The 13,131-nt window shown below is 48.4% G+C and carries 10 protein-coding genes; 7 read left to right on the plus strand and 3 right to left on the minus strand.

Annotated elements, in window-relative coordinates:
- Positions 1-40 precede the first annotated feature (40 nt).
- The gene (gene adhE / locus M979_RS05260) at positions 41-2,725 is read right to left on the minus strand and encodes a bifunctional acetaldehyde-CoA/alcohol dehydrogenase (RefSeq protein ID WP_064554009.1); all 2,685 of its coding nucleotides are present in this window, start codon (positions 2,723-2,725) and stop codon (positions 41-43) included.
- A 478-nt stretch (positions 2,726-3,203) separates the two neighbouring features.
- Between adhE and M979_RS05265 the strand changes: the two genes are divergently transcribed.
- From M979_RS05265 to M979_RS05300, 7 genes are all read left to right on the plus strand, one after another.
- Entirely contained in the window at positions 3,204-3,851 is a 648-nt protein-coding gene (locus M979_RS05265; RefSeq protein WP_034455840.1) for a YchE family NAAT transporter, read from the plus strand.
- Positions 3,852-4,610: 759 nt separating this feature from the next.
- Positions 4,611-6,245 (plus strand): oligopeptide ABC transporter substrate-binding protein OppA, encoded by a 1,635-nt coding sequence (gene oppA, locus M979_RS05275; protein WP_034455837.1) that lies wholly within the window; start codon positions 4,611-4,613, stop codon positions 6,243-6,245.
- Positions 6,246-6,370: 125 nt separating this feature from the next.
- Complete coding sequence (gene oppB / locus M979_RS05280; protein ID WP_034455836.1) at positions 6,371-7,291, plus strand: oligopeptide ABC transporter permease OppB; 921 nt, start codon at positions 6,371-6,373, stop codon at positions 7,289-7,291.
- 14 nt (positions 7,292-7,305) lie between these two features.
- Positions 7,306-8,214: an oligopeptide ABC transporter permease OppC gene (oppC, locus tag M979_RS05285; protein ID WP_064518507.1), complete on the plus strand. Its 909-nt coding sequence runs from the start codon at positions 7,306-7,308 to the stop codon at positions 8,212-8,214.
- Positions 8,215-8,225: 11 nt separating this feature from the next.
- Complete coding sequence (oppD, locus tag M979_RS05290; RefSeq protein ID WP_034455834.1) at positions 8,226-9,239, plus strand: ABC transporter ATP-binding protein; 1,014 nt, start codon at positions 8,226-8,228, stop codon at positions 9,237-9,239.
- On the plus strand, positions 9,236-10,240 hold the full coding sequence (gene oppF / locus M979_RS05295; RefSeq protein WP_064554010.1) for a murein tripeptide/oligopeptide ABC transporter ATP-binding protein OppF: 1,005 nt from the start codon (positions 9,236-9,238) through the stop codon (positions 10,238-10,240). The genes oppD and oppF overlap by 4 nt, the downstream gene beginning before the upstream one ends.
- A 48-nt stretch (positions 10,241-10,288) precedes the next feature.
- On the plus strand, positions 10,289-11,140 hold the full coding sequence (locus M979_RS05300) for an ion transporter (protein ID WP_034455831.1): 852 nt from the start codon (positions 10,289-10,291) through the stop codon (positions 11,138-11,140).
- A gap of 27 nt (positions 11,141-11,167) precedes the next feature.
- Here M979_RS05300 and M979_RS05305 read toward each other — a convergent pair whose 3' ends face one another.
- Together M979_RS05305 and cls are read right to left on the minus strand one after the other, a co-directional pair.
- Positions 11,168-11,497, minus strand: a complete 330-nt coding sequence (locus M979_RS05305) for an HI1450 family dsDNA-mimic protein (protein ID WP_034455830.1) — start codon at positions 11,495-11,497, stop codon at positions 11,168-11,170.
- Positions 11,498-11,534: 37 nt separating this feature from the next.
- Positions 11,535-12,995 (minus strand): cardiolipin synthase, encoded by a 1,461-nt coding sequence (gene cls / locus M979_RS05310; protein WP_034455829.1) that lies wholly within the window; start codon positions 12,993-12,995, stop codon positions 11,535-11,537.
- Positions 12,996-13,131 lie beyond the last annotated feature (136 nt).

Consider the following 13,131-nt stretch of genomic DNA (forward strand, 5'->3'; position numbering starts at 1 on the left):
CGGCATTGCGCCGAAGCGGGTTTTTTATTAGCAATAACAATTAAGCGGTTTTCTTCGCTTTCTTGTCTGCTTTAGCAACAGGAACGACTGCTTTAGCCTGCGCTGCTTCGTTGCCATCTTCGGTGAATTCACGACCGTAGAAGGTATCCATCAGAATTTGTTTCAGTTCAGAGATCAGTGGGTAACGTGGGTTAGCACCGGTACACTGGTCATCGAACGCATCTTCAGACAGTTTATCAACGTGAGCCAGGAAGTCAGCTTCCTGAACGCCAGCTTCGCGGATGGACTTAGGAATACCCAGTTCAGCCTTGATGCTGTCAAGCCATGCCAGCAGTTTCTCGATCTTAGCAGCAGTACGGTCGCCCGGTGCGCTCAGACCCAGATGGTCTGCGATTTCAGCATAACGACGACGCGCTTGTGGGCGGTCATACTGGCTGAATGCAGTCTGCTTGGTTGGGTTGTCGTTCGCGTTATAACGGATAACGTTGGAGATCAACAGGGCGTTCGCCAGACCGTGAGGAATGTGGAACTGTGAACCCAGTTTGTGAGCCATTGAGTGACACACACCCAGGAAGGCGTTAGCAAACGCGATACCTGCGATAGTCGCAGCGTTGTGTACACGCTCACGAGCAACTGGGTTTTTAGAGCCTTCGTTGTAAGATGCTGGCAGGTTTTCTTTCAGCAGTTTCAGCGCTTGCAGAGCCTGACCGTCAGAGAACTCGCTCGCCAGAACAGAAACATAAGCTTCAAGTGCGTGAGTCACGGCATCCAGACCACCGAATGCACACAGAGACTTAGGCATGTCCATGACCAGGTTGGCATCAACAATCGCCATATCTGGAGTCAGAGCGTAGTCAGCCAGTGGGTATTTCTGGCCAGTTGCATCATCAGTTACAACGGCAAACGGAGTCACTTCTGAACCAGTACCGGAAGTGGTGGTAACCGCGATCATTTTCGCTTTTACGCCCATTTTCGGGAACTTGTAGATACGCTTACGGATGTCCATGAAGCGCAGAGCCAGTTCTTCGAAGTGAGTTTCTGGGTGCTCGTACATAACCCACATGATTTTCGCAGCATCCATCGGGGAACCGCCGCCCAGCGCGATAATCACGTCTGGTTTGAAGGAGTTCGCCAGTTCTGCACCTTTACGTACTACGGACAGAGTTGGATCAGCTTCTACTTCGAAGAAGACTTCAGTTTCAACGCCAGCTGCTTTCAGAACAGAGGTGATCTGGTCTGCGTAACCGTTGTTGAACAGGAAACGGTCGGTAACGATCATCGCACGTTTGTGACCATCAGTAATCACTTCGTCCAGCGCGATTGGCAGGGAGCCACGGCGGAAGTAGATAGATTTCGGAAGTTTATGCCACAACATGTTCTCAGCTCGCTTAGCAACGGTTTTCTTGTTGATCAGGTGCTTAGGACCCACGTTCTCAGAGATGGAGTTACCACCCCATGAGCCACAACCCAGAGTCAGGGAAGGCGCGAGTTTGAAGTTGTACAGGTCACCGATACCACCCTGAGAAGCAGGGGTGTTGATCAGGATACGTGCAGTTTTCATTTTGTCGCCGAAGTGCTTAACGCGCTCTGGCTGGTTGTCCTGGTCTGTGTACAAGCAAGAGGTGTGGCCGATGCCGCCCATCTCAACCAGTTTCTCAGCTTTAACAACCGCATCTTCGAAGCTCTTAGCACGGTACATAGCCAGAGTTGGAGACAGTTTTTCGTGAGCAAACGGCTCAGATTCGTCAACAACGCTAACTTCACCAATCAGGATCTTGGTGTCAGCCGGTACTGTGAAGCCTGCCAGTTCAGCAATTTTAGTTGCTGGCTGACCAACAATAGCTGCGTTCAGTGCGCCGTTTTTCAGAATGATATTCTGTACGGCTTTCAGCTCTTCGCCCTGCAGCATGTAGCCGCCGTGAGAAGCGAAACGCGCACGTACTGCATCATATGCAGAGTCAACAACAATGACGGACTGTTCAGAAGCACAGATTACGCCGTTATCGAAGGTTTTAGACATCAGGATAGAAGCAACAACACGTTTGATGTCGGCAGTTTCGTCAACAACAACAGGGGTGTTACCTGCGCCTACGCCGATTGCTGGTTTACCGGAGCTATAAGCGGCTTTAACCATGCCTGGGCCACCGGTTGCCAGAATCATGTTGATATCTGGGTGGTGCATCAGTGCGTTAGACAGTTCAACAGAAGGCTGGTCAATCCAACCAATCAGATCTTTAGGTGCACCGGCAGCGATTGCAGCTTGCAGAACGATGTCTGCTGCTTTATTGGTCGCGTCTTTTGCACGTGGGTGTGGAGAGAAGATGATCGCGTTACGTGTCTTAAGGCTGATCAGAGATTTAAAGATAGCCGTTGAAGTTGGGTTAGTGGTTGGCACGATACCGCAGATGATACCGATTGGCTCAGCGATGGTGATAGTACCGAAGGTGTGGTCTTCATCCAACACACCGCAGGTTTTCTCATCTTTATAGGCGTTGTAGATATACTCTGAAGCAAAGTGGTTTTTGATCACTTTATCTTCAACGATACCCATGCCAGATTCGGCAACGGCCAGTTTCGCGAGAGGGATTCGAGCATCTGCAGCAGCCAGAGCGGCGGCGCGGAAGATTTTATCAACTTGCTCTTGAGTAAAGTTGGCATATTCACGCTGGGCTTTCTTGACGCGCTCTACGAGTGCGTTAAGTTCAGCGACATTAGTTACAGCCATAATGCTCTCCTGATAATGTTTAAACTCTTTTAGTAAATGAGCTGCTCGAGACGACAGTATAGTCAGCGGGCAACAGCTTGCGTAAAAGACGGGCCACGACTATCCAAAAACTTCCCAAAACATCTTGCTGATTTACTAAAAGAGCCTTATCGAAAAACCTATTCATCGTGTGAATCAAATGCTCTTCGGATGTATCCAAGAGTACTCACTTCTGAGTAGGTTTTTTGTGATTTACATCACATTATATTAAGGCTGACTCCATTCAGCATGACTGATTTAGGTTACTGATAAGTCTTTAAAATTTCCGTCACAGCAATAGCGAAACAAATTACCATATTTTCAACATGTGGGTAACAATATCGTTTAATATCGCATTTGCTTATAAAAGTAGTTATCTATGCTGCGAAAGTGCGTGGCGCCAACACCTGTTTTCCATTACATTACGCCGGCCTTTGCTACTTTATTTGCGGAGTTTTGAGTGGCTCAATCCTTGTTCGATTTGCCTACCTATTTTAAGTTCTTTATTGGCTTGTTCGCGCTGGTAAACCCAGTGGGAATCATCCCTGTATTTATCAGTATGACCAGCTACCAAACGGCGTTGGCCAGGAATAAAACAAACCTCACTGCGAATCTCTCAGTAGCGATTATTTTATGGACGTCATTGTTCCTTGGTGATGGGATCCTGCAATTATTCGGCATATCAATTGATTCTTTCCGTATTGCTGGTGGTATCCTGGTGGTCACTATTGCGATGTCGATGATCAGCGGTAAACTCGGGGAAGATAAACAGAACAAACAAGAAAAATCAGAAAGTGCTATCCGTGAAAGTGTGGGTGTCGTGCCATTGGCATTGCCTTTAATGGCAGGTCCCGGTGCAATCAGTTCGACTATTGTATGGGGCACGCGTTACCATAGCTGGAATTATTTGGTTGGTTTTTCAATCGCTATTGCACTCTTTGCTTTTTGTTGCTGGCTGGTTTTCCGCCTTGCGCCGTGGTTAGTCCGTTTGTTGGGGCAAACTGGTATCAACGTTATCACCCGTATAATGGGGTTGTTGTTGATGGCGCTGGGTATTGAATTTATAGTGACTGGCCTGAAAACTATCTTCCCAGGGTTATTAAGTTAGTTCTGCTGAAAGCGGCAAATGAAAAAGCAGAATAATTATTCTGCTTTTTTTGTTAATTTTTTACCAATGCGATTAAAGCATAAGCATTTTTTTAGTTTTCATAAGAAAGTTATTCATAAGAAAATGCTTTGGAAACCGCGTATTAACTCCCTTCAGTTTTCCCCGCTGTACATAAAACTGACAATCAGTTCGTTATTTAACTCACACTACACAATGATGCTTGCTGCCGCTTTATTGAGATGATATTAGTAAATCATGCCATCAAGCAGATGAATGTGCTAAAAAACAACCAATTGTTAAATTTTCGTGAATGATGGTTGGGTGCCGTAAGCCCAGGTGAAATCCATCTTTCTTTTCACCGTTATATCTTTTATTTTTAAAGAGTTAACCGATTCCCTGGCACGGGAAAAACATCGTTACGAACCACTCTCTGAATAGATAAAAGAGAAATGGTTAACAAATTTGCAAATTGTATTGGCGGGCATCAGAGGCTTTTGATACTTTCCGGGCAACACAATTATCTGAGAAATGTTTCATTTACAGATGACTCATAAAAATCAACCTGGGTACAGGGTAGGTTGATTAAGAATCGACGGAGCAGGGTGCCAATAAGAGCATCCCAAAAAATAAAGTCGGTGATAGCAAGTAAGACAGAAGTTAATCCGGGCAGTCGCATAACGCTCTTGCACTGTTAAGGAACCCTAAGGGGAAGAGGCTGGCTTTCGGGTCGGTAATTATAATGAGTGGAGTATCAACACAATGTCCATCATCACAAAAAAAAGTCTGGTAGCAGCAAGTATTTTATCCGCGCTAATCGTAGGCAACGTGGCCATGGCGGCCGAAGTTCCTGCAGGTGTTCAACTGTCAGAAAAGCAAACGTTGATTCGAAATAACGGTGCTGAACCACAGTCTCTGGACCCAAATAAGATTGAAGGTGTTCCTGAGTCAAACGTTAGCCGTGATCTTTTTGAAGGCTTACTGATTACTTCTCCAAAAGACGGACACCCAATTCCGGGTGTAGCTGAGTCCTGGGATAACAAAGATTTCAAAGTCTGGACCTTCCATCTGCGTAAAGATGCTAAATGGTCTAACGGCGAACCCGTCACAGCGCAAGATTTTGTTTATAGCTGGCAGCGTCTGGTTGATCCAAATACCGCTTCCCCATATGCAAGCTACCCGCAATACGGCCATATCGTAAACGTTGATGCCATCATTGACGGTAAAATGAAACCAAGTGAATTGGGCGTAAAAGCCATTGACGACCACACTCTGGAAGTCACTTTGAGCGAGCCTGTTCCTTATTTCTACAAACTTCTGGTTAACCCGGCGATGTCCCCGGTGAATAAAACCGCCATTGAGAAGTTTGGTGAGAAGTGGACCCAACCTGCAAACATCGTCAGCAACGGTGCCTACAAACTGAAAGACTGGGTTGTTAACGAACGCATCGTAATGGAGCGTAATACCAATTATTGGGATAACGCTAAGACTGTTATTTCACAAATTACTTATCTGCCAATCTCTTCCGAAGTCACGGATGTGAACCGCTACCGCAGCGGCGAGATTGACATGACGTATAACAACCTGCCGATCGAGCTGTTCCAGAAGCTGAAAAAAGAAATTCCAGCTGAAGTACACGTTGACCCGTATCTGTGTACTTACTACTACGAAATCAACAACCAGAAAGCTCCATTTAATGATGCGCGCGTTCGTACTGCTCTGAAACTGGGCCTGGATCGTGACATTATCGTTAATAAAGTGAAGGCGCAGGGCGATCTGCCAGCATATGGCTACACCCCTCCTTATGCTGACGGCGCAAAACTGACTAAGCCTGAGTGGTTCTCATGGACCCAGGAAAAACGCAACGAAGAAGCTAAGAAATTGCTGGCTGAAGCGGGTTACACCAAAGATAAACCGCTGACCTTCGACCTGCTGTACAATACCTCCGATCTGCACAAGAAACTGGCAATCGCTGCCGCGTCTATCTGGCAGAAAAACCTCGGTGTGAACGTTAAGCTGGTAAACCAGGAATGGAAAACCTTCCTCGACACTCGTCACCAGGGCAACTACAACGTTGCGCGTGCTGGCTGGTGTGCGGATTACAACGAGCCGACCTCCTTCCTGAACACCATGCTTTCTACAAGCTCAATGAACACCGCGCATTATAAGAGCCCAGCCTTTGATGCCATTATGGCGGAATCGCTGAAAGCGACGGATGATGCACAACGTGCTGCTGCATACGATAAAGCGGAACAGCAATTGGGCAAAGATTCTGCAATCGTTCCGGTTTATTACTACGTGAATGCCCGTCTGGTGAAACCATGGGTTGGCGGTTATACCGGTAAAGACCCGATGGATAATATCTATACTAAAGATATGTATATCATCAAACATTAATGGCAATTCGTGGGGCAAGTTTTAGTCTTTCTACTTCACGCTGTACGTGAATTATTTAGGGTAATTTTTGCCCCATCGTGTCTTATTTTATCGCACTCTAAAGGCACAGCCAGAAGGTATGGGCAATGTTGAAATTTATTCTGCGTCGTTGTCTGGAAGCAATTCCGACACTCTTTATTCTTATAACAATTTCATTCTTCATGATGCGCCTTGCTCCAGGTAGCCCTTTTACCAGTGAACGCGCACTGCCGCCGGAAGTTATGGCGAACATTGAAGCCAAATACCATTTAAACGATCCGATCTCGACCCAGTATTTCAGCTATCTGAAACAACTGGCGCACGGTGATTTTGGCCCGTCATTTAAATATAAAGATTACTCAGTGAACGACCTGGTGGCTTCAAGCTTCCCTGTCTCGGCAAAATTGGGTGCTGCTGCATTTATCTTTGCCGTCGTGTTAGGCGTTTTGGCTGGGGTTATTGCCGCACTGAATCAAAATACCAAATGGGATTACGCAGTAATGGGGGTGGCCATGACGGGGGTAGTTATCCCGAGCTTCGTGGTGGCGCCATTACTGGTTCTTATATTTGCGATAACCCTCAAGTGGTTGCCCGGAGGCGGGTGGAACGGCGGGGCCATTCAATACATGATCTTACCAATGGTCGCGTTGTCTTTGGCTTATATTGCCAGTATCGCGCGTATCACTCGTGGCTCAATGATTGAAGTTCTGCACTCCAACTTTATCCGTACCGCACGTGCGAAAGGGTTGCCGATGCGCCGCATTATTTTGCGCCACGCCTTGAAACCTGCACTGTTACCCGTTCTGTCATATTTGGGCCCGGCATTTGTCGGTATCATCACAGGCTCGATGGTTATTGAAACCATTTACGGATTACCAGGTATCGGCCAGTTGTTCGTAAACGGAGCGTTGAACCGTGACTATTCATTGGTTCTGAGCCTGACCATTCTGGTCGGCGCGCTGACTATTCTCTTTAACGCGATTGTTGATGTGCTGTATGCCGTTATCGATCCGAAAATCCGTTACTGACGCTGGAGTACGCCATGATGTTGAGTAATAAAAACAGCGAGGCGCTGGAAAACTTCAGTGAAAAACTAGAAGTAGAAGGCCGTAGCCTTTGGCAAGACGCCCGTCGCCGCTTTATGCATAACCGTGCAGCGGTAGCGAGTTTGATTGTCCTGGCACTTATCGCGCTGTTCGTGACCTTCGCGCCGATGCTGTCGCAATTTAGTTATTTTGATACCGACTGGGGAATGATGTCCGCTGCACCGGATATGACCTCTGGTCACTATTTCGGGACAGACTCCTCGGGCCGTGACCTGCTGGTTCGTGTCGCAATCGGTGGTCGTATCTCGTTGATGGTGGGTGTTGCAGCAGCACTGGTCGCAGTAGTGGTTGGCACATTGTATGGTTCGCTTGCGGGCTATCTGGGTGGCAAAACCGACTCTGTGATGATGCGTCTGCTCGAGATCCTCAACTCCTTCCCATTCATGTTCTTCGTTATTTTACTGGTGACATTCTTCGGGCAAAACATCTTGCTGATTTTTGTCGCAATCGGCATGGTTTCCTGGCTGGATATGGCGCGTATCGTGCGTGGCCAAACGCTGAGCCTGAAACGTAAAGAGTTCATTGAAGCAGCCCAGGTTGGCGGTGTTTCTACCGTTAACATTGTGGTTCGTCACATTGTGCCAAACGTACTCGGCGTGGTAGTTGTTTATGCCTCGCTGCTGGTGCCAAGCATGATCTTGTTCGAATCGTTCCTGAGCTTCCTGGGACTGGGTACGCAAGAACCACTTAGTAGCTGGGGCGCATTGCTAAGCGATGGTGCCAACTCCATGGAAGTTTCTCCATGGTTACTGATGTTCCCGGCAGGCTTCCTGGTTATCACCCTGTTCTGTTTCAACTTTATCGGCGATGGCCTGCGTGATGCCCTCGACCCGAAAGATCGTTAAGGAGTGCCGCGATGAGCACAATTGAAAATCCTGCGGTGGTTACTCCACTGAGCCAGGCTTCTACGTTGTTAGACGTAAAAGATCTGCGCGTCACCTTCGGTACGCCAGACGGTGATGTTACTGCGGTAAACGATCTGAATTTCAGCCTGCGAGCCGGTGAAACGCTGGGCATTGTGGGCGAGTCCGGTTCCGGTAAATCGCAAACGGCTTTTGCTTTAATGGGTTTGCTGGCGGCGAATGGCCGTATTGGCGGCTCAGCGAAGTTTAATGGCAAAGAGATCCTGAATCTGCCAGAAAACCAGCTTAACCGCCTGCGTGCAGAACAGATTTCGATGATCTTCCAGGATCCAATGACCTCGCTGAACCCTTACATGCGTGTAGGTGAGCAGTTGATGGAAGTACTGATGTTGCACAAGAAATTGGGTAAAGCAGAAGCGTTTGAAGAATCAGTTCGTATGCTCGACGCAGTTAAAATGCCTGAAGCACGTAAACGCATGCGTATGTTCCCGCATGAATTTTCCGGCGGTATGCGCCAGCGCGTAATGATTGCCATGGCTTTACTGTGCCGTCCAAAACTGCTGATTGCCGATGAACCAACGACCGCACTGGACGTTACCGTTCAGGCGCAAATCATGACGCTGCTGAACGATCTTAAGCGTGAGTTCAACACCGCGATTATCATGATCACCCACGATCTGGGTGTTGTTGCCGGCATTTGCGACAAAGTACTGGTTATGTATGCCGGGCGTACTATGGAGTATGGTCAGGCGCGGGATGTGTTTTACAACCCGGTTCACCCGTATTCTATCGGCCTGCTGAATGCGGTACCGCGTCTGGATGCTGAAGGTGAATCTCTGCTGACTATTCCTGGCAACCCGCCAAACCTGTTGCGTTTGCCGAAAGGTTGCCCGTTCCAGCCTCGTTGCCCGCATGCGATGGAAATCTGTAACACGGCTCCGCCGCTGGAACAATTTGGCGAAGGCCGCTTACGCGCCTGTTTTAAGCCAGTGGAGGAGTTAGTATGAACGCCGTGACAGAAGAGAAAAAAGTCCTCTTAGAAATCGCCGATCTTAAAGTTCACTTTGATATCAAAGACGGTAAGCAGTGGTTTTGGCAACCTTCTAAAACCCTGAAAGCGGTTGATGGCGTGACGCTGCGTTTATACGAAGGCGAAACGCTGGGTGTGGTAGGGGAATCTGGCTGTGGGAAATCGACTTTTGCCCGCGCGATCATTGGCCTGGTGAAAGCGACCGAAGGCCGCGTAGCATGGCTGGGTAAAGATTTGCTGGGCATGAATCAGGACGAGTGGCGCGATGTGCGTAGCGACATCCAGATGATTTTCCAGGACCCGTTGGCGTCACTAAACCCGCGTATGAATATCGGCGATATTATCGCTGAGCCGCTGCGCACTTATCACCCGAAAATGCCACGCCAGGAAGTTCGTGATCGTGTAAAAGCGATGATGATGAAAGTAGGCTTGTTGCCAAACCTCATCAACCGTTATCCGCACGAATTTTCAGGTGGCCAGTGTCAGCGTATCGGGATTGCCCGTGCGCTGATCCTCGAGCCAAAACTGATTATCTGTGACGAACCGGTTTCCGCGCTCGACGTGTCAATCCAGGCTCAGGTTGTGAATCTGCTGCAAAAACTGCAACGTGAAATGGGGCTTTCCCTTATCTTCATCGCGCACGATTTGGCAGTGGTAAAACACATCTCTGACCGTGTTCTGGTGATGTATCTGGGCCATGCAGTTGAGTTGGGCACCTATGATGAGGTGTACCATAATCCGCTGCACCCTTATACCAAAGCATTGATGTCTGCTGTGCCAATTCCTGACCCGGATCTGGAAAGAAATAAAACGATACAACTTCTTGAAGGGGAGTTGCCATCGCCAATTAACCCGCCGTCAGGCTGCGTATTCCGTACGCGTTGCCCGATTGCAGGGCCAGAGTGTGCGAAAACCCGCCCGGTTCTGGAGGGCAGTTTCAAGCATGCCGTTTCCTGTCTGAAGGTTGACCCGTTATAATCTCGCAGGGCTGGCATATTGCCAGCCTTTTTCACAGGCGAGGTTTTCGTGACAGGGAATAAGAGTTCTTTAAGACAACGTTGTTACCACGTTTTATTTGACCAACGAACCCGCTCAGGGCGCCGCTCCGAAGTATTATGGGGTTTGCTGGCCCTGCTTAGTGTCATCACCGTTTTTATTGAATCCAGCATCGGCAATCAAGTCACTTTCACACCAGAGCAGTGGCGCTGGTTTATCGCCATCGAAATTGGTTTTACCCTGGTTTTCACCCTTGAATACATACTGCGCGTACTCACCTGGCCTGAGCCAGTGCGCTATGTATTTAGCTTCTGGGGTTTTATTGATCTCGCGACGATTCTGCCGCTCTATGTTTTGTGGCTATGGCCGGAGCTGGCAATACACTACTTCTTTGCCTGGCGTGCCATGCGGGCGGTTCGCGTGCTGCGTATTCTAAAATTACTGCGCTTAATGCCCGCACTAAATAGCTTATGGCGCGCAGTGGTCAATGCCCGCCACCAACTGATTCTATTCTATTCATTTATCGCCATCGTATTAGTTACGGCTGGTGCATTAATGTATGGAATTGAAGGGGCCGTTAACGGCTTCACAAGTCTTGGCGTTTCGGTTTATTGGGCCGTGGTGACGGTTGCGACAGTTGGTTACGGCGATATTACGCCTCACACTCCGTTAGGAAGGTTAGTGGCGTCATTACTTATCTTGATTGGCTACTCGGTGATTGCTATCCCAACCGGGATTTTGACCGCGCAGATGACGGCGGAATTACAGCGCAAACGGCTGGAGCGAAAATGCCCGTTATGCCATCAACAAGATCATGAGACTAACGCGCAGTATTGTAAGTCGTGTGGTGGGCGATTACCGCTAATAGGCAAAGAAGAGTAGCGCGGCAGCAGTGCCGCGCTAAAAGCATCACTCGCGCCAGAGGATATGGCAGAGTTTGTGATCTTTTTCGCGGCACAACAGCACACGAGCAAAGATATCGTTAATTTCGCCACCGTCTGTATCGGCAAGGCCAATCACGACTTCGGCGAAAAAGTCAGGGTTCAGGTCGAAATCTACATGTTCCTGCCAGTCTTCAGCTGGGTCAAAAAGCTCGGCACCGCCACGCTCTTCAAATTGCAGGTTAAATAAAATCACATCTGCCGGGTCGAGGTTATCTACCGCCAGTTCCAGAAAAATATCGTACGCCTGCTCGAGAGTTTCATCTTCTGTCAGGCGATTGTTCAGATCCATTTCCATCTCATTTTCCACTTATCGAGTGCTGATGCGCCACGTTTTACAGCAACGGGCTAAAGAAGTAAAACAGTCGCTCTACCACGCGTTGCCACATTGGGCGTTTCAACCACAAGCGTAGATCAACCAGCCGTGAGCGGGAGATATAATCGTCTTGCACGGCGGCAAGGTCGCTGGCAAAACCGGAGTCGTCGATAACCAGAGTTATCTCGAAATTGAGCCAAAGGCTACGCATATCCAGATTCACCGTGCCTACCAGACTGAGTTGTCCATCGACCAGAACGCTCTTGGTATGCAGCAAGCCACCTTCGAACTGATAAATTTTCACACCAGCCGCCAGAAGCTCGGTAAAGAATGCGCGGCTTGCCCAGCCCACCAGCAACGAATCATTCTTGTGAGGAACGATAATACTCACATCAACGCCACGTTGGGCAGCGGTACAAATTGCGTGAAGTAAATCATCGCTCGGCACGAAGTAAGGGGTCGTCATAATCAAATATTCACGCGCGGCATAAACAGATGTCAGCAATGCCTGGTGAATTAAATCTTCCGGGAAACCTGGGCCTGAAGCAATGGTGTGAATCGTATGACCGCTGGCTTCTTCAAACGGCATAATATTTGCGTCTGGGGCCGGTGGTAAAATCCTTTTACCAGTCTCAATTTCCCAGTCACAGGAATAAACAATGCCCATCGCGGTCGCGACCGGTCCTTCCATACGAGCCATTAAATCAACCCATTGCCCAACACCTGCATCTTGTTTAAAGAAGCGTGGGTCGACGAGATTCATACTGCCCGTATAAGCGATGTAATTATCGATCATCACCATTTTACGGTGCTGGCGTAAATCCATGCGGCGCAAGAACACACGCATCAAATTAACTTTGAGCGCTTCAACGACTTCGACACCGGCATTACGCATCATATTTGCCCACGGGCTGCGGAAGAAGGCTACGCTTCCTGCCGAGTCGAGCATTAAACGGCAATGGATGCCACGGCGAGCCGCGGCCATCAGGGACTCAGCAACTTGATCGGCTAAACCACCGGGCTGCCAGATGTAGAACACCATCTCGATATTATGGCGAGCCAACTGGATATCACGAATTAACGCATGCATCGTTTCATCAGAGGTCGTGAGTAGTTGCAACTGATTGCCTTTGACACCGCCAATTCCCTGGCGGCGTTCACACAACTGGAATAACGATGTCGCAACCTCGCTATTTTCTTCAGCAAAAATATGTTTGCAGCTTTTAAGATCGTTAAGCCATTTTGCGGTTGATGGCCACATAGCTCGTGCGCGTTCGGCGCGACGTTTGCCCAGATGCAACTCACCAAATGAGAGGTAGGCGATTATCCCTACCAGCGGAAGAATATAAATAATCAGCAGCCATGCCATGGCTGAAGGAACTGCGCGGCGCTTCATTAAAATTCGCAGCGTTACGCCTGCTATTAGAAGCCAATAACCTAAAATGATCAGCCAACTAACGACTGTATAGAAGGTTGTCATAGTTCAAAAATCCTTTAGAAACCGTATGCTTTTGAGTTTACGCACAACCGCCAGAGGTTGACACTAAAACTATACCCAAAATCATTTGAGTTGTAGGAAGGCTACGTACCAACAACTTTAAGTATGACGGGTATAA

It is taken from the genome of Buttiauxella noackiae ATCC 51607, from assembly GCF_001654865.1.
GTDB classification, from domain to species: Bacteria; Pseudomonadota; Gammaproteobacteria; order Enterobacterales; family Enterobacteriaceae; genus Buttiauxella; species Buttiauxella noackiae.

What these genes read in the sequence shown, in the direction of transcription:
- adhE (WP_064554009.1), bottom strand. Translation starts at nt 2,725, where the DNA reads ATGGCTGTAACTAATGTCGCTGAACTTAACGCACTCGTAGAGCGCGTC.
- oppA (WP_034455837.1), top strand. Translation starts at nt 4,611, where the DNA reads ATGTCCATCATCACAAAAAAAAGTCTGGTAGCAGCAAGTATTTTATCC.
- oppB (WP_034455836.1), top strand. Translation starts at nt 6,371, where the DNA reads ATGTTGAAATTTATTCTGCGTCGTTGTCTGGAAGCAATTCCGACACTC.
- oppC (WP_064518507.1), top strand. Translation starts at nt 7,306, where the DNA reads ATGATGTTGAGTAATAAAAACAGCGAGGCGCTGGAAAACTTCAGTGAA.
- oppD (WP_034455834.1), top strand. Translation starts at nt 8,226, where the DNA reads ATGAGCACAATTGAAAATCCTGCGGTGGTTACTCCACTGAGCCAGGCT.
- oppF (WP_064554010.1), top strand. Translation starts at nt 9,236, where the DNA reads ATGAACGCCGTGACAGAAGAGAAAAAAGTCCTCTTAGAAATCGCCGAT.
- M979_RS05305 (WP_034455830.1), bottom strand. Translation starts at nt 11,497, where the DNA reads ATGGAAATGGATCTGAACAATCGCCTGACAGAAGATGAAACTCTCGAG.
- cls (WP_034455829.1), bottom strand. Translation starts at nt 12,995, where the DNA reads ATGACAACCTTCTATACAGTCGTTAGTTGGCTGATCATTTTAGGTTAT.